At 71.2% G+C, this 16,667-nt stretch carries 14 protein-coding genes; 6 read left to right on the forward strand and 8 right to left on the reverse strand.

The genetic code is table 11. The annotated features are described in order from the left end of the window. Positions 1-9: 9 nt before the first annotated feature. Together ACFV1L_RS06815 and ACFV1L_RS06820 are read right to left on the reverse strand one after the other, a co-directional pair. Positions 10-3,060, reverse strand: coding sequence for a helicase C-terminal domain-containing protein (locus ACFV1L_RS06815; RefSeq protein ID WP_380363546.1), 3,051 nt, complete (start codon positions 3,058-3,060; stop codon positions 10-12). Further along, a complete protein-coding gene (locus tag ACFV1L_RS06820) occupies positions 3,057-4,211 on the reverse strand; it encodes a sigma-70 family RNA polymerase sigma factor (RefSeq protein WP_380314310.1) in 1,155 nt (384 codons plus the stop codon). Before ACFV1L_RS06820 ends, ACFV1L_RS06815 begins: the two co-directional genes overlap by 4 nt. A gap of 831 nt (positions 4,212-5,042) precedes the next feature. Between ACFV1L_RS06820 and ACFV1L_RS06825 the strand changes: the two genes are divergently transcribed. Beyond that, complete coding sequence (locus ACFV1L_RS06825; protein WP_380363738.1) at positions 5,043-5,582, forward strand: winged helix-turn-helix domain-containing protein; 540 nt, start codon at positions 5,043-5,045, stop codon at positions 5,580-5,582. Next, positions 5,498-6,064 carry an IS630 family transposase gene (locus ACFV1L_RS06830; RefSeq protein WP_380363739.1) on the forward strand — a complete coding sequence of 189 codons (567 nt, stop codon included), beginning with the start codon at positions 5,498-5,500 and terminating at the stop codon, positions 6,062-6,064. Before ACFV1L_RS06825 ends, ACFV1L_RS06830 begins: the two co-directional genes overlap by 85 nt. A gap of 1,096 nt (positions 6,065-7,160) precedes the next feature. Here the strand turns inward: ACFV1L_RS06830 and ACFV1L_RS06835 are convergent. From ACFV1L_RS06835 to ACFV1L_RS06855, 5 genes are all read right to left on the reverse strand, one after another. Beyond that, a complete protein-coding gene (locus ACFV1L_RS06835) occupies positions 7,161-7,946 on the reverse strand; it encodes an SDR family oxidoreductase (RefSeq protein ID WP_380363548.1) in 786 nt (261 codons plus the stop codon). Between the two features lie 55 nt (positions 7,947-8,001). Next, positions 8,002-8,937: an RNA polymerase sigma factor SigJ gene (gene sigJ / locus ACFV1L_RS06840; RefSeq protein ID WP_380363550.1), complete on the reverse strand. Its 936-nt coding sequence runs from the start codon at positions 8,935-8,937 to the stop codon at positions 8,002-8,004. Positions 8,938-9,015: 78 nt separating this feature from the next. Next, positions 9,016-9,618 carry a superoxide dismutase gene (locus ACFV1L_RS06845; protein WP_380363552.1) on the reverse strand — a complete coding sequence of 201 codons (603 nt, stop codon included), beginning with the start codon at positions 9,616-9,618 and terminating at the stop codon, positions 9,016-9,018. Between the two features lie 137 nt (positions 9,619-9,755). After that, positions 9,756-10,607 carry a siderophore-interacting protein gene (locus ACFV1L_RS06850; RefSeq protein ID WP_380363554.1) on the reverse strand — a complete coding sequence of 284 codons (852 nt, stop codon included), beginning with the start codon at positions 10,605-10,607 and terminating at the stop codon, positions 9,756-9,758. An 11-nt stretch (positions 10,608-10,618) separates the two neighbouring features. After that, complete coding sequence (locus ACFV1L_RS06855) at positions 10,619-11,662, reverse strand: ABC transporter substrate-binding protein (protein WP_380363555.1); 1,044 nt, start codon at positions 11,660-11,662, stop codon at positions 10,619-10,621. A 171-nt stretch (positions 11,663-11,833) separates the two neighbouring features. On the opposite strand from ACFV1L_RS06855, the gene ACFV1L_RS06860 reads away from it, so the two are divergent. Genes ACFV1L_RS06860 through ACFV1L_RS06870 form a run of 3 tightly spaced genes read left to right on the forward strand, consistent with a single transcriptional unit; the run spans position 11,834 to position 14,784 of the window. Continuing rightward, on the forward strand, positions 11,834-12,865 hold the full coding sequence (locus ACFV1L_RS06860; protein WP_380363557.1) for a FecCD family ABC transporter permease: 1,032 nt from the start codon (positions 11,834-11,836) through the stop codon (positions 12,863-12,865). Continuing rightward, entirely contained in the window at positions 12,862-13,914 is a 1,053-nt protein-coding gene (locus tag ACFV1L_RS06865; protein ID WP_380363559.1) for a FecCD family ABC transporter permease, read from the forward strand. Before ACFV1L_RS06860 ends, ACFV1L_RS06865 begins: the two co-directional genes overlap by 4 nt. 57 nt (positions 13,915-13,971) lie before the next feature. Continuing rightward, positions 13,972-14,784: an ABC transporter ATP-binding protein gene (locus tag ACFV1L_RS06870; protein ID WP_380363560.1), complete on the forward strand. Its 813-nt coding sequence runs from the start codon at positions 13,972-13,974 to the stop codon at positions 14,782-14,784. Between the two features lie 3 nt (positions 14,785-14,787). On the opposite strand, the gene ACFV1L_RS06875 is transcribed toward ACFV1L_RS06870, so the two are convergent. Next, a complete protein-coding gene (locus tag ACFV1L_RS06875; protein WP_380363562.1) occupies positions 14,788-16,323 on the reverse strand; it encodes an ATP-dependent DNA ligase in 1,536 nt (511 codons plus the stop codon). Between the two features lie 109 nt (positions 16,324-16,432). Here ACFV1L_RS06875 and ACFV1L_RS06880 point away from each other — a divergent pair, with 109 nt between their 5' ends. Next, positions 16,433-16,657, forward strand: coding sequence for a hypothetical protein (locus tag ACFV1L_RS06880; RefSeq protein WP_380363563.1), 225 nt, complete (start codon positions 16,433-16,435; stop codon positions 16,655-16,657). Positions 16,658-16,667 lie beyond the last annotated feature (10 nt).

The following is a 16,667-nucleotide window of genomic DNA, read 5'->3' on the forward strand; positions in this document are numbered from 1 at the left end:
CGAGTTCGGTCAGTCGTCGCTGACAGGGATCTGCGCCTCGACGTCGCGCAGCGAGCGCATAGGAGCGCGTGAGAGCAGTTGCTGTGGCCATCGGGCACCGTCGCCGGGGTTCTCCAACCGCATGAAGTACGTCTCCAGCTGGCGAGCGACATCTCCGACCGCCAGGTGGTGCTGGCTTTCCAAACCGAGGGCTACGGCGCAGGCTCGGGCTTCCTCGCCGGCCGCCAGGCCCGTTTGGCTCGCGTACTTGCGAAGTAGATCCACTGTGGTCAGTCGGCCGCCAGCGGACCGCGGCTCGTGAACGAAAAGGCGGCGCGCCTCAATGGCAGCGCTGGTTGTCAGCTCAAGGACACGGCGGCTCGACCGGGTGACGGGGATGGGTTCCACGAACCGGTCACCCTGCTCAATGAAGGGAATGAAGTGCGAGAAGACAGCGGCGTCGCGTTCGCGCCCGATCTTGTGAATGACGTAGACCAAGCCTGGGTGGGCTCGCCCAACACGCGCGGTGGCCTGAATGAACTCGGCGGTGGTGAGCGGCACGCCAAGTACGGTCATGATGTTCAGACGGTCGACGTCCACCCCGTGAGAGATCATCGACGAGGCTGTGATCACGTGAAGACGGTCATGGAAATCCTCCTCCGGCCGAAGCAGCCGCCGCAAAGTCTCGCGGACCTCGTCAAACGGTGTCTGACCAGTCAACTGAGCGGTGTTCAGCGGACTGACAGGCACCTGTGTCCCCAGAGAGCGCCTGGCTGCCTCCACATCGCGCACGGTGTTCCCGTACACGACGTGCGTACCGTAAAGATCGAGGAGCATCGGTACATGGATCGTGTCGATGCCGGCCTGAGCACAAACAACGTCAGCGTCTTCGAGAAGCCGGCGCACTGACTGCTGCACGATGGTCGTAGTGCGGTCGGAGACCCACTCAAGGGTGACTCCGCGAGGCCACACCGCGACGAATCTGCGCAGCGGATTGTCCGTCTCACGAGTCCAGAAGGATTCGCGAGCCGATGGTCCGGGGACGGGGAAGACCCGGCCGGAGCGGTTGTACAGGACCTGTACCTGCCGATCGAACCCTGTCAGAGTTGCGGATGAGGCGATGATCTTCGGCGTGTGGCCGGTAAGTTCCAGCTGCAGCGCGTCCAACAGTGACTCGTAGTGGGAGTCCACCGCGCCCAGGGAGTCGCGCAAGAGGTGCAGTTCGTCCTGCAGTCGGAATGACGGAGCGAAGCGCACGCGCGTCGCAGGGCTCAGCGGAACCACGCTCCCCTCGCAATCGGGAACCAGGCAGCCGCTCGGGCGCTTGGAACGCTTGGCGTAGGTGAAGCCGTGGCCGGGGCGTGAGCACTCGCCCGCCGGGCCTTCAACGAAGGCGCGCATGCCTGCTTGCATAGCGATCAAGGCGGCCTTGTCCAGGGTGCCGATGACCACGGTGGGCAGGAAGCGATAGATCTCCTGATCGACAACGTAGACAGGGAGCGGTTGGCCTCCCGAGGGACATTGGGGCGCCGGACAGACATGACGCAAGGTCCAGTCGCCCCGGTGGAATTTCATGCGGATCTGTTCCGATCCGCAGAATGGGCAGGCGTTGAGCACCTGGTACCGATTGGCCATTCCGGGCTCGTCAACATCGATCGGGTTGAACTCGGTGGGTGCCGTAGGGATCTCGTTGGGTGTGGCGCTGGAGCCGATGAAGTAACCAAGCGAGATCGGCGAGCCGACCACATCGTACTCGCGGCGGACCAGTTCGGCCGCAGCCAGCGCGTCCGCGAAGCGCTGGGTCTGCTGCAGAGACAGCATGCGCAACGGAAACCTGCTCCAGGCGGTGATGCCCGCCAGCTTCCCCCGGAGACGGTCGTAGAAGGCAGCGAGTACGAGCAGCCCCAGGTAGGTCTCCGTCTTGCCGCCACCAGTGGCGAACCAGACGGTGTCCACCGTCTGCCAGTCAGTGCCCTGGCGAACGAGCGACGGCAATACCGAGAGCACGAAGCCGATCTGGAACGGGCGCCATCCTTCGTACCTGCCCCGAGCCGCGCGGTGCATCGCCCGATTCATCAGCCTAAACGCCTGGCGAAGATTGTCGTCCATCTCAAGCGCCGTGACTCCAGCGCGCAGTCGTTCCAGCTCGACGACGTGTTCAGCGGCCGCATCCCGGGCCTGGTCGAGCATCTCAGGCTGCCACTGCCCCTCCGCGGCTCGACGTTTCAGACTGTCCGGTGACCAGTGATCGTCCCCCCACGACGCGTAAGCGTCGACCAACTGCGTCAGCGTGGCAATCGGGTCCTCCGACAGCCGCTCGAAAGTCAGCGACAGGACCGCCGGATCGGTGCGCTCGAAGGTGTATTCGGGCCGACGCCGCTCAACAACCACCTGGTCGGTGGTGGTCAGCTCGCGGGGGCTCACGACGTCCACGCCGCAGTTCATTCCGATCGCTGGAATACGCCGGTCGTAGCGGAAGCTATCGGGCAACGACTCCAGCAGGAACGGCAGAGTCGGGAGTTCCTGCACTCTGAGCTCTACCTCGAAGAGGTGGCGCTCGCCGCGCTGGCGCGGCCCCTCAGCGGTCGTGTTGACAAGTTCCACCACAAGCTCGGGCGCCCCGCGCCATGACTCGTCAGTGATTCGCACTTCGGCACTGGAGCCGCTGGCTCCGACGCGTTCCAGGGCGACGGCAATCTGTTGCGCCCCGAACCTCTGTCCCACCGCGCCCGCCGGGGCTTCGATGTGCACGAGCTCATCGATGCACCCGGTCTTCTCCCACTTTTCGTTCCGCTCCTGCGCGTCCCTCACTCGGTTCCAGGCCAGTGCCCGCACTCGGACCGCGAAGGACCAAGGGCCCGACTGCGCAGGACGCAGACGCATCCCAATGGCACAGGGATCCATGCGTCGCTCCCGGCCCACCGCCGCGGCATCGCTTTCAGGCGCGAGCCGTCCCAGCCAGTACACCCCAGACGGATCAGCGTCCAGCACATCGTCGCCATCGCCTCGCCCTTCGGCCGTGACCTGCCGGTCAAGCCAGGCCACGAAGCGGCTCTGGGCCTCAATCACATCTTGCGTCATGCCGCTGCCTCCCGTCCCAAGTACTCCGCCGTCAGCGTCTTGAGTCCTTCGTTCGTCTTCAGTCGCTCGAGCAACTTCTTCTCCAACTGGCGCACGCGCTCGCGAGTGATGCCGAACTCCTTGCCCAGCGCGTCCAAAGTCATCGGCTCCTCGCCGTCGAGGCCGAAGCGGCCCTCGAGCAAGCGGGCGAGCCGCGGATCTGTGCCAGCTAGCAGGGTGTTGATTGTGTCGAAGATCTGTTCCCACAGGAGATGCCGCATGGACTCCTCCTCCGGAAGCTCGACCTTGGACGCGAGTACGAGATCCCCCAGAGTCGCGCCGCCCTCCTCATCGACCGGCACGTCCAGGTGGATGACGGGCGCGGAGTAGTCCAGCAGCGCGCGAATCTCCGCTGGCTTCTCCCCGAGCCCTTCGGCCAGCTCCGCCAGCGAGGGCTTCCGGCCGTTGCGCTCCTCGAAGCCACGCGCGTATCGATCGACACGGCGGAGATCCTCGCGCACATGCACTGGCAAGCGCACCACTGAGCCCGTGTTCGCGATGGCGCGACTGATGGACTGTCGAACCCACCAGGTCGCATACGTTGAAAACTTGTACCCCAGTGTCGGGTCGAACTTCTCCGCAGCGCGGTTCAGCCCCAGGACACCTTCCTGGATCAAGTCGTCCAGCTCCAGGTCGCCCGCGCCTGGGAGAAACCGCTTTGCGATGTCGATCGCCAGGCGCACGTTGTGACGAACCAGGGTGTTGCGAGCGGCCTCGCCGTCCTGTACTAGCTCAGCGGCATCGCCCAGCTTTTCGCCGGCAGCTAGAGACAGGGCCGCGCGCTGGCCCATCTGAATCGTCCGCCCGAGCCGTACCTCCTCCTCGGCGCTCAGGATGCGGTGGCGACCGATCTGGTTCGCGGACGCCCCTGAGTGAGGTGTCCTGGAGCCTGCTGGCTCCGAGTTGACCACGTCATGGGCAACCTCTACCCGTACGGCGGACCCGTCATTGAGCACCCCGTGATCGCGTAGAACCGCAAAGGCGTGATCTAGCTGTTTCGGGGTGATGCCTCGTCGGCTCGCCACTTGCACGACGTGCTCTCGTTCAAGCTGCCCGAGGCGCTCGCTGTCTTCCAACAGCGCCTCAACGAAGTCCTCGATCACTTCATCCATTACCGAGGACGCCTCCCAACGAGGTCGAGAATAGAAGCCCTAGAGCCTGGTGGCGGCGGCCCTTCTGCCATCCGGGCCGCGCCATGAGAAAGCTAGGGGCGCAAGTCGAAATGATGCAAGCGGAAAGCCGATTTCTCTCATATTGATCCTTTAGGGCTAGTTTATCTGCTAGGCGTACCTTGTTCATCATTGACCGCTATGCCGGACTCGTTGACTGAGGGCGGACGGCTCGCTAAGTTGGCCGTACGGCGGTGAACTCCAGCGCGCTAAGCGCGGCTTGGGCTGGGTAGCCGGCATGTCGGACGCCGCGCAGTTTGACTGAACATCGACATCGGCGCGTCTCGGGGCCCGGTGCCTCATGCTCCCTGGCGGTCCAGAAAAATTCAATGGACCGCTCATTCGGGCGCATTATTTCCAGCGCCTCGGAGTGGCTTTGTAAATTATGGCGGCAGTAGTAAGAGGTGAATTTTTCGATTCCCCTTGGCCTGTCGGTGCCTGGAATCATGATTGGCCTATGGCTGCTCCCTCTTGCGTCACAAAGCTCGCCGCCCAGATCCAGGCCCATCCCGGCGGCGGCCCGTTCCCGCTGGCTCGCCGCTGAACCGCTGGGTAGGTGGCGGACTGATCCGCGAGCCTCGTGTCGGCCGATACGCGGTTGCACTGCCCTCAGAAGCCTCTTGGCGGGGCCGTCGAAGCGCTACTGACTTCGGCGCGTCAGGGTGAATGTGTGTGAAGCGCCTGACGGGTCTGAAGCGGTGGCTGTACCGGTGGTGTGTGAGATATGCGGATGGGGGCGGGCTGACCGCCGCGGGACGGCTGCGTCGGGAGTCGGTGCGGGTGCAGGCGGCCGAGTTGTTCGAACAGGAGGTCAAGCCGGCGGAGGTGGCCCGGCGCCTGCGGGTGAGTTCGAAGTCGGCCTACCAGTGGCACCAGTTGTGGCGTGATGGTGGGATCGAGGCGCTGGCATCGCGCGGCCCGGCCGGGTCGCGGTGCCGCCTGTCGCCGCGCTGTCTGGCCAAGCTCGCCGCGTATCTGGACGAGGGTCCGGCCGCGCACGGCTGGGTGGAGGACCAGGTGTGGACGGCCTCGCGGGTGGTCACGCTGATCGGGCGGAAGTTCCACGTCACCTACAGCGTGTCCGGGGCGACGCGGCTGATGCACCGGCTCGGCTTCAGCCCGCAGGTCCCCGCGCGCCGGGTGGCCGAGCGCGACGAGCTGGCCGTCGCCGCGTGGAAGGAGGTGACCTGGGCGGAGGTAAAAGAGTCCGGGCGGCCTGCGGGGGATACATCTGCTTCGAGGACGAGGCAGGCTTCACCCGCCGACCGCCCAGGGGACGCACCTGGGGCCGACGGGGCCGCACTCCAGTCGTGACCGTCAGCGGGCGCCGCTCGGGACGTTTGTCGGTGGCCGGGCTGATCGCGGTGCGACCCGGCTCCCGCACCCGGCTGTGCCACCACCCGGTCACCCACCACGCGGGCAAGGGCACGCGCCGCAGCATGGGCGAACGCGACTTCATCGCCTTGGTCGACGGCGTCCACCAACTCGTCAAGGCGCCGATCGTGCTGGTCTGGGACCGCCTGAACACCCATGTCTCCCGCGCCATGCGCGAGTTGGTCGACCAGCGCGCCTGGCTGACGGTGTTCCTGCTGCCCGCCTACTCACCCGACCTCAACCCCGTCGAGTGGGTCTGGGCACACGTCAAGCACAGCCTCGCCAACCTGGCCGTCATGGCCCTCGACCGACTCGAAGCCCTTGTCCGCAACCGACTCAAACGCCTGCAGTACCGCCCTGACACCCTCGACGGCTTCATAGCCGGCACCGGCCTGACCCTCGACACCCCACCCTCACCCTGACGAGCCGAAGTCAGTAACCACCCGGTTGGTGGAGGTTTCCCGCTGACCTAGACCGCTTGATGCTGGGGCGGTCGGTTTCGGAGGGAGCGGCCCAAGGTAGTGGGCACGCTCGGATGGCGCGAGGTTTGGCGCGCCACCTTCAGAGAGAGCGACCGGCCTGGACCTGGGCCTGTGTCAGCGGCCAGTTGGATTCCCCCGAGGACGGCCACTTGACGGGGAGTCATCTGGCCGCGCCGGCCGCTACATTCAGTGATGAATACCGGCGTGTGCCTCTTGGTGCTCATGGAGGGACTCGGGGCTACTCAGGTCGGCCCCGGGGTCCGGCCGTCCAGGTGTCCGCCTCGTAGTCACACCGGGAACGGCAGCGGGTGCTGGCCGCGGTCTACCGCCAGCTGAGTACGGCGATTGGCAGCAGCAGATCGCCACCTCTCGGGATCACGGTCCCTCCCCGCACGGTCAGCGCACCGTGCGCACTTGGCCTCCCGCAGGCTGTTGTCCATCGCGCCGGCCAGGCAGCTGCCACCGCAGGCCAGGTCGAGCCACTGAGTAGGCTGCCCTGCCCGGGACAGCCGCCGACGGGCCAGATGGTTGACCCGCCCGCCGGCCACCCGGACCACGAGCGGCCAGGGGTCTGCCCCGGCTTCCTCCGCCATGTCTCGCCTCCGTTCTCGCGGTCGGCCCTGGAGCACACGATCACTCGGCAGCGGCCCGCTCAGACGAAACGGCGTCGGTCGAGCGGGTCACGGGCCGTAGTCGGCGGTCCGCTGGTGGGGAGCGTAAGTGGCCGCCAGCAGGGGCCGCCAGTGGGGAGGAGCTGGCCGTCCACGGGGAGATGATCTTGGCCGCTAACAGGCCTGCGCGTGAGCGATGCGTGAGCGGACGGGGCAGCACGTGCCGGTTCGGGCGGGATCGTGGATCACGGCGCAACGTTCTGACCTGCGGAAACGTCACCAGGTGATCGATGCTGGCAGTAGCCATCATGATCACTCTCGGGCTCGTAATGCGTAGGTCGCGGGTTCGAATCCCGCAGGCGGCTCAGTAGGGAGAGGGCCTGGATCGGAGAGTTTCCGATCCGGGCCCTTTCGGGTTTTGGGGGTCAGGCGGTGCGGTCGGCGAGGTAGGCGGCCCAGGTGGTGGTGCCGTCGGGGTGGGCGGGGGTGGTGAGGTGGCCGTGGCGGAGGGCGGTGCCGAGGCGGCCGGGGAGGTGGAGGGGGAGGACGCGGCGGGGCCGGCGGTGGGTGGTGCGGAGCCAGGTGGTGGCGAGGTGGGTGGCCGGGTGGATCTCCGGGCCGCCGAAGTCCGGTGCGTGGCCGGCGGGTTGACCGAGGGCGAGGGTGACCAGGCGGTCGGCGACCTCGGTGGGGTGGACGGGCTGGACGGGGGTGCCGGCGAGCATCGGGACGACGGGCAGGCGGGCGAGGGCGGTGAGCATGCCGTCGAGCAGTTGGGGGAACTGGGTGGCCCGGAGGTTGGTCCAGCCGAGGCCGGACGCGGCGAGCGTTTCCTCGCACTCCAGCTTGGTCCGGTAGTAGCGCAGCGGGACCTGGTCGACCCCGACGATGGAGATGTTGACGACGTGTCGGACGCCGGCCCGGCGGGCCGCGGCCAGTAGGTGGCGGAGGGCCGGCGGGTCGTTCTTGGGCCGCTTGGGGTCGCTGGCGCAGTGGATCACGGTGTCGACGCCGATCACGGCGGCGTCCAGGCCGGTGTTGGCGGCCAGGTCGCCGGTGCGCCAGTCGGTGCCGGCCGCGCCGGGGACGTCGGGCGGGGTGGTGCGGCGGGTCAGGGCGCGGACGGTGCAGCCGGTTTCGTGCGCCCGGCGCAGGACTTCGCGGCCGAGTACGCCGGTCGCGCCGGTCACCAGCAGGGTGCGGTCGTTCATGGGATTCCTTCCGGAGAGCGCCTGAGCAGGGTCTGCACAGGAAGGAACCGGGCGGTCAGCCGTTCTGTGACAGGGGCAGGGGGGAGGGCCGGGGATCGGGCAGCGGCGGCGCAGGCGGCCGGTGGCGGGCCGCGTAGTGGGCGAGCTTGTCGGGGTTGCGCAGGATCCGGACGGTGGTGACGCCGTCCGGGCCGGTGTCGATCGCGCCCAGCGAGGTGAGCCGCTCGCCCTCCCAGCCGAGCACCGCCGGCAGCCCGTTGGCCTCGGCGACGGAGAACCGGACGCCGCCGGTGAAGCGGGCGAACAGTCCGGCGAGGAAGCGGGTGGCGTTGTCGCGGCCGATCACCGGCCGCAGCGCGGCGCGGACCTTGCCGCCGCCGTCCGCCCACACCACGACCTGTTCGGCGAGGAGCTGTTCGAGCCGGTCGAGGGCGCCGTCGGCCGCGGCGGACAGGAAGCGTTCCAGCAGCGCCGCGTTCTGGGCCGGGTCGGGGGCGGGCTGCGGGGTGTCGTCGCTCAGGTGCCGGTGGCCGCGGTGGTAGAGCTGGCGGGCGGCGGCCTCGGTGCAGTCCAGGACGCCGGCGATCTCGCGGTGGCTGTAGCCGAACGCGTCGCGCAGCACGACCGCTGCCCGCTCGGGCGGGGTGAGCCGCTCCATCAGGGTGAGGACCGCGAAGGACACCGCCTCGCGCTGTTCGGCGTGCTCCATCGGTCCGAGGGCGCCGTCGCCGGTGGCGACCGGTTCGGGCAGCCAGGTGCCCGGGTACTCCTCGCGGCGGGCCCGGGCGGAGGTGAGGCGGTTGAGGCACAGGTTGGTGAGCACCTTGTTCAGCCACGCCGCAGGGGCCGCGATCTGCCCCGGCTGCGCCCCGTGCCAGCGCAGGTAGGCGTCCTGGACGGCGTCCTCGGCCTCGGCGGCGGAGCCGAGCATCCGGTACGCCAGGGAGAACAGTCGCCGCCGGTGGGTCTCGAACTCCTGCGCCGCGTCCATGGGGCCAACGGTATCGGTCCCCGTGCGGGCGGCCGCCGGGGCCCGCCGGTGCGGCGGGGCCCCGGCGGCCGGGTGCCGTCAGGCGGAAGTGGCGGTGGTGAAGCGGGTGGTGACGTCCTGCCAGTTGACGACGTCCCAGAGCCGGGTGACGTAGTCGGGGCGGACGTTCTTGTACTGCAGGTAGTAGGCGTGCTCCCAGGCGTCGAAGGCCAGCAGCGGGACGGTGCCCTGGCCGACGTTGCCGTGGTGGTCGTAGACCTGCTCGACGATCAGGCGCTTGCCGAGCGGCTCCCAGGAGAGGATGCCCCAGCCGGAGCCCTGGACGCCGACGGTGGCGGTGGTGAGTTGCTGCTTGAACGCCTCGAAGCTGCCGAAGTGCTCGGTGATGGCGTCGGCGAGCGCGCCGTCCGGGCGGTCGCCGCCCTCGGGGGAGAGGTTCTGCCAGAACAGCGAGTGCAGGACGTGGCCGGACAGGTTGAAGGCGAGGGTCTTCTGCAGGCCGACCAGCGAGCCGAACTGCTCCTTGTCGCGGGCCTCGGCGAGCTGTTCCAGCGTCAGGTTGGCGCCGTTGACGTACGCCTGGTGGTGCTTGGAGTGGTGGAGTTCCAGGATTTCGGCGGACATCGCCCGCTCCAGGGCGGAGTAGTCGTAGGGCAGGTCAGGCAGCGTGTAGGCACCCATGGGTGAGCAGCCCCTCTCGGTCGACGGATGATCCGTTGCGAGAGCCACCCTATTGCAACTCTTTTGCAAGAACACTGAGGGGGCATTAAGGGGCGGTGTCGCCGCATGTCACGGGCCGTCAGGGCGCGCCGCCCGAGTCACCCGCCGTCGTACGCCTCCTCGCGCAGCCGGTCCTCGGACGCGCCGCGCCGCCAGTAGCCGGAGAAGCACACCGCGCGCCGGTCCAGCCCCCGTTCGCGGACCAGGTGGCGGCGCAGCTCCTTGACGGTGCCGGCCTCGCCGGCGATCCAGGCGTAGGCGGCGCCGTCCGGAAGCTCCGCCTCCCGGAGGGCCGCCGGCAGGCCGGACGGTCGGCCCGGTTCGCGCACCAGCCAGGTCACGTCCACCTCGCCGGCACTGGCCAGGTCCTGGATGTCGGCCGCGGCCGGGACCTCGATCCACACCAGCGCCCGGGCGCCGGCCGGCAGCCACTCCAGGATGCCGCCGACCGCCGGCAGGGCCGTCTCGTCGGCCAGCAGCAGCACGGTGCCGGTGCCCTCCGGCGGGCGGAAGCCCACCGAACGGTTGTCGGCGACGGCCGGGCCGAGCAGCACCACCCGGTCGCCGGGTGCCGCGTCCGCCGCCCAGCGGGCCGCCGGGCCGGCCGGGGCCGGGTCGGCCGGGTCGGTGCCGTGCAGCGCGAAGTCCACGTCCACCTGCGGCGGTTCGGTGCGCTGCGCGCGAACGGTGTACGAGCGCATCACGGCCCGCTCGGCCGCGGGCAGCGCCCGCCAGGCCGCGAACCAGCCCTCGCCCTCCCGGTACGGGAGCAGCGGTTCGGTCTGGCCCGGGTGCGGCAGGAACAGCGAGAACGACTGGTCGCGCCCGCCGCTCGCGAAGCCCGCCAGGCCGGCGCCGCCGAAGGTGACCCGCAGCATGGTCGGGCCGAGCCGGCGGGTGTGCACCACCTGCGCGGGGAAGAATGCGTACTCCTGGGCCCGGTCGGCCATCCGACTGCCTCTCAGCTCAGCTTGCGGGACTTCTGGACGGCCGCGGTCAGGCGCTCCAGCAGCGGGGCGAACCCGGCGTAGGAGAACCGCGGCACCGCGTCCCACGGGGTGATCTGCCCGGCCTGCACCGCGGGCAGCCGGCCCCAGGCGGGCTTGGCGGCCAGGTCCTTGGGCTGGAGGGCGGTGGAGCGCTGGTCGAGCAGCAGGACGTCCGCGTGGTACTTGCCGGCGTTCTCCCAGCTCAGGCCCTCGTAGTAGTCGCCGCCGTCGGTCTTCTCCGGCTGCACGAAGTCCACGCCCAGCTCGGCGAACCAGATCAGGTCGCAGGAGACCTTCGGGTTGGAGACGTAGAACAGGTCGGTGCTGCCCGAGCAGGCCATCACCTTGATTCCGCCGGCAGCCCTGACGGCCTGCCGCAGCGCCTCGGAGGCCTGCTCGAAGCGGGTCCTGGCGTCGACGACCTTCGGCGCCTTCAGGTCCGCGCCGAGCGCCTCGGCGAGCTTGGCGTAGTGCTCGATCGGCTGACGGATCGACACCCGGCCGGTGGAGGTCAGCACCGCCGGGGCCAGCTGCAGGATCTTGTCCTTGGACTCGTCCGGCACGTACCAGTACGCGTCCGGGTCGTACATGTGGGTCACCAGCAGGTCGGGGCGCAGTGCCGCGTACTTCTCGATGGAGAACTCGCCCCAGGCGTTGCCGATGACCTCGACCCGGTCGACGTCCAGGCTGCCGGCCTGCGGGTCGGGCTTGCCGTCGGCGGCCCTGGTCTCGCCGAAGACGCCGACCAGCTGCTTGTCCAGGCCGAAGTCGGCGAGGGCGGCGGCCGCGCCGGTGAAGGCCACCACCCGGGTCGGGGCGGACTTGGCGGTGACGGTCCGGCCGCGGTCGTCGGTGTAGCTCCAGGAGCCATTGCCCGTGCCGGAGTTCGCGCCGTCGGACGTCTTGCCGGCGGCCTGGTCGCCGGAGGAGCCGCAGGCGGCGAGCACCGCGCCGAGGGCGGTGGCGCCACCGGCGGCGAGCAGACCGCGACGGGTCGGGCGGAAGGAAGTCGGCATGGCGGTACCTCGGTTCGGTGCGGGGGAGTTAGGTGCGGTCCGGGCAGCGCGCAGGGGGCGGGACCGGCCGCAGCGGCAAGCTTTAGGTAGGTTAACCTAACCTAAGTTTCTGTGGGTTGGGCTCCACCAGGGGGTCCGGCACCGACAGTCCCCGACCGATCCGGAGCACCCTTGAGCACCGCCCGCTCCCTCCCGCCGCCCGGCCCCTCCGCCGCCCGCCGCCGCTCCCCGCACGCCCTCGGCCTGGCCGCCGGGCTGCTCGTGCTGCTCGCCGTCCTGGTGCTCAGCCTCGGGCTCGGCGCACGGGAGTTGAGCCCCGCCGAGGTCTGGCGCGGGCTGGTCGACCCGAACGCCCCCGGCTGGACCGCCGTCCACGAGATGCGCCTGCCGCGCACCCTGCTCGGCCTGCTCGCCGGCACCGCCCTCGGCCTCGCCGGCGGCGTCATGCAGGCCCTCACCCGCAACCCGCTGGCCGACCCCGGACTGCTCGGCATCAACGCCGGAGCCTCCGCCGCGGTCGCCACCGCCGCGGCCTTCCTCGGCGTCAGTTCCTTCTCCGGCTACGTCTGGTGCGCCCTGGCCGGCGCGGCCGCCGTCGCCGTCCTGGTCTACGCCGTCGGCGGCGGGCGCGGAGCCACCCCCGCCCGGCTCGCCCTGGCCGGCGCCGCACTCAACGCCACCCTGTACTCGTACGTCAGCACCGTGATGCTGCTGGACACCGCCTCGCTCGACCGGATGCGCTTCTGGACGGTCGGTTCACTCGCCGGCGCGCAGCCCTCCACGGTGCTCGGCATGCTGCCGTTCGTCGCCGTCGGCGCGGGGCTCGCCCTCGGCCTCGCCCGGCCGCTGAACGCGCTCGCCCTCGGCGACGACGCGGCCCGCGCGCTCGGCGCCCGGCCCGGCGCGGTCCGGGCCGCGGCGATCGTCGCCGTCACGCTGCTGTGCGGCGCGGCCACCGCCGCCTGCGGGCCGATCGTCTTCGTCGGCCTGATGGTCCCTCACCTGGTCCGCGCCCTCACCGGCCCCGACCTGCGCCGGCTGCTCCCGTACTGCGCGGTGCTCGCGCCCGTGCTGCTGCTCGGCGCCGACGTGCTCGGCCGGGTGCTGGGACGCCCCGGCGAACTCCAGGTCGGCATCGTCACGGCCGTCCTCGGCGGGCCGTTCTTCCTGTACTTCGCGCGACGGGGGAAGGCCCGGGCATGAGCACACTCTCCCGTTCGAGGCCCCCGAGGACGCTGCGGATCGCCGGCTGCTCGGTGCGCTACCGGCCCCGGGCGCTGGCCGCCTGCGGCGGGGCGCTGCTGGTGGCGCTGCTGGTCGCGGTGCTCGCCCTCGGGCACGGCGACTACCCGATCGCCCCCGCCGACGTGATGCGCGCCCTGGCCGGCGGCGGCAGCCCCGCCGAGGACTTCGTCGTCAACCGGCTGCGGCTGCCGCGGGTCGCCACCGCGCTGCTGGTCGGCGCGGCCCTGGCGCTCGCCGGGGCGCTGTTCCAGACCCTGGTGCGCAACCCGCTCGGCAGCCCCGACGTCCTCGGTTTCACCCAGGGCGCGTCCACCGGCGCGCTGCTCGTCGTGGTGGCCGGCGGCAGCAGCCGGGCGCTGGCCGGCGGCGCGGTGGCCGGCGGACTGCTCACCGGCGCGGCGATCCACGCGCTGGCCCGGCGCGGCGGCCTCCAGGGGGCGCGACTGGTCCTGGTCGGCATCGGCACCGCGGCGATCCTCACCGGCGTCAACGGCTACCTGCTGACCCGCACCCAACTCATGGACGCCGCCCGCGCGGTGCTCTGGCTCACCGGCAGCCTCGACGGCCGCGGCTGGGAGCAGGTGTGGCCGCTCGCCGTCGCGCTCGCCGTGCTCCTCCCGCTGGTGGTGCTCGGCTGCGGCCCCGCGCTGCGCGCCCTGGAGCTCGGCGACGACGCGGCGGCCGGCCTCGGGGTGCGCCCCGAGCGGCTGCGGCTCGCACTGCTCGGCGCGGCCGTGCTGCTCGCCGCACTCGCCGCGGCCGCCGCCGGACCGGTCAACTTCGTCGCCCTGACGGCCCCTCAGCTGGCCCGCCGGGTCACCGGCGCGCCCGGCCCCAACCTGGCGGCCTCCGCGTGCACCGGCGCCGCCCTGCTGGTCACGGCCGACTTCGCCGCGCAGCACCTCGTCGCCGGCCACCAGTTGCCGGTCGGCGTGGTCACCGGCGTGCTCGGCGGCGGCCACCTGCTCTGGCTGCTCGCCGCCCGGCGCCGCGCCGGGCACCTGTGAGAACGCGCTTTCCCGGTGCCGCCGTCCGTCCGTCCCCGTCCTGAACGGAGCCTTCCCATGGCCCAGTCCGAGCCCCGCCTGGCCGGTCGTGAGCTGACCCTCGGGTACGAGAAGCGCGTCATCGCCGAAGGCCTGAGCGTCGACATCCCCGACCACTCGTTCACCGTGGTGGTCGGGCCGAACGCCTGCGGCAAGTCCACCCTGCTGCGGGCGCTGGCGCGGACGCTCAGGCCGACGGCCGGTCAGGTGCTGCTGGACGGGCAGTCGATCGCCACACTGCCCGCCAAGCAGGTGGCCCGGACGCTCGGGCTGCTGCCGCAGTCGTCGATCGCGCCGGACGGCATCACCGTCGCCGAACTGGTCTCCCGCGGCCGCTACCCGCACCAGGGCGTGCTGCGGCAGTGGTCGGCCGAGGACGAGCGGGTGGTGGCGGAGGCGATGGCCGACACCGGCGTCGCGGAGCTGGCGGAGCGGCCGGTGGACGAGCTGTCCGGCGGTCAGCGGCAGCGGGTGTGGATCGCCATGGCGCTCGCCCAGCAGACGCCGCTGCTGCTGCTCGACGAGCCCACCACCTACCTGGACATCGCGCACCAGATCGAGGTCCTCGACCTGTGCGCCCGCCTGCACCGGGAGCAGGGCCGCACCCTGGTCGCCGTGCTGCACGACCTGAACCAGGCCGCCCGCTACGCCACCCACCTGGTCGCGCTGCGGGACGGTCGGCTGGTCGCCGCCGGCCCGCCGCAGGAGGTGGTCACCGCCGAGCTGGTCGAGCAGGTGTTCCGGCTGCCCTGCCGGGTGATCCCGGACCCGGAGACCGGCACCCCGCTGGTCGTCCCGGCCGCCAACCGACGGGCAGCTGCCAGGAGTTGAGGGTCAGTCGAGCAGTGCCGCGACGGACTCCACGGTGTCCGCCTCGTCGGCGCGCTTGTCCTCCCGGTAGCGCAGCACCCGGGCGAAGCGCAGCGTCACCCCGTCCGGGTAGCGGCTGGAGCGCTGGACGCCGTCGAAGGCGATCTCCACCACCAGTTCGGGCCGCACCACCACGCCCCACGGCTCCTCGCCGACCGCGAGTTCCCGCAGCCGGGCCGTCTGCCACTCCAGCAGGCTGTCGGTCAGGCCCTTGAAGGTCTTGCCGAGCATCGCGAACGTGCCGTCCGCGCGCCGGGCCCCCAGGTGCAGGTTGGACAGCCGCCCGGAGCGGCGCCCGTGCCCCCACTCGGCGGCCAGCACCACCAGGTCCAGGGTGTGCACGGGCTTCACCTTCAGCCAGGACGAGCCGCGCCGGCCCGCGCTGTACGGGGCGGCCAGCGACTTCACCACCACCCCCTCGTGCCGGTGCTCGGCGGTCGCCGCGCGGGTGAACTCGCGGGCCAGCCGCCGCTGTTCGGGGTCGGCCGGGTCGTCCACCCGCAGCTGCCGGACCCGGGCGGGCTCCGGCACCAGGGCGGCCAGTTCGGCGTGCCGTTCGGCGGCGGGCGCGTCCAGCAGGTCGCGGTCGCCGGTCAGCAGCAGGTCGAAGAAGACGGCGGACAGCGGGACCCTGCCGGGCCCGTCGGACCCGGCGTGCGAGCCGACCCGGCCGGAGGTCTGCTGGAACGGCCGCGGCAGCCCGTGCTCGTCGAGCGCCAGCACCTCGCCGTCCAGGACCAGCCGGGTCTGCGGCAACTCTCTGACCAGGGCGACCACTTCGGGCAGTCGCGCGGTGATCTCGGCGAGCGTCCGGGTGTAGACGCGCACCTCGTCGCCGTCCCGGTGCACCTGGATCCGCACCCCGTCCAGCTTCTCCTCCACCGCGCACGGGCCGAGCCGGTCCAGGGCCTCGTCCACGTCCTTCGCGCTCTGCGCCAGCATCGGCTGCACCGGGCGGCCGACGGTCAGCCGCCAGGCGTCCAGCGCGGCCGGGCCCTCGGCGACCAGCCGGCCGGCCAGCGGCCCGAGTTCGCCCGACAGCATGAGCGCCCGGCGGACCGCCTCCGCCGGAGCGCCGACGGCCGCCGCCAGGCCCTCCACCGCGACCGCGTCGAGCGCGCCCTGCCGCAGCTCGCCGGAGAGCAGCCCGAGCAGGAAGCGCTGTTCCTGCGCGGTGGCCAGTCCCATCAACTCGTCCACCAGGCGCTTGCGTTCGCGCTGCGAACCGGGCCCGGCGAGGGCCGCCAGCGCGGACAGCCGGCGGTCCAGCTCCAGCACCTCCAGCGTCGCGCCGGCAGCGGCCGCGGGGTGCTCGCGCAGCGTCTGCCACCCCACGCCCACCTTGCGCTGCGGAAGCCGCCCCGCCAGGTAGGCCACCACCAGCGGCGCCTCCTCGGCCGACACCCGTCCGAACAGCTCGGCGAGCACCCGCACCTTCTCGGTGCGGGCCGCCGTTCCCGCCAGCCGCGCCGACGCCCCGGCCACCTCCGCCACCAACATCCCGCTCACCCTCCGCCGGTCGGCCCCGTCCACCACCGTACGAGCCCGGATGCGAGACCCGCCGTTCGAAAGGTTCCGATTCCGGGGGGTTGCGCCGGATACTGGCGGTATGCGCCTGAATGCGGAGAACCCGGAGTATCCCGAGGACGACGACGAGCCGATCCCGACGCTGGAAGGGGTCGAGGAGGAGCGGGAGGCGGTGGAGCCGGAGGTGGACGACCTGGAGGTGCTGCGGCGTCAGCGCGAGCTGGGCGCGGCGCCGGCCGACGAGGGCGACGCGGTGGAGCAGGTCCGGGAGGTCGCGACGGACGACGAGGACCACCGCGGGGACTGACCCCGCGGCG

It is taken from the genome of Kitasatospora sp. NPDC059646 (assembly GCF_042734615.1).
Taxonomy (GTDB): Bacteria; Actinomycetota; Actinomycetes; order Streptomycetales; family Streptomycetaceae; genus Kitasatospora.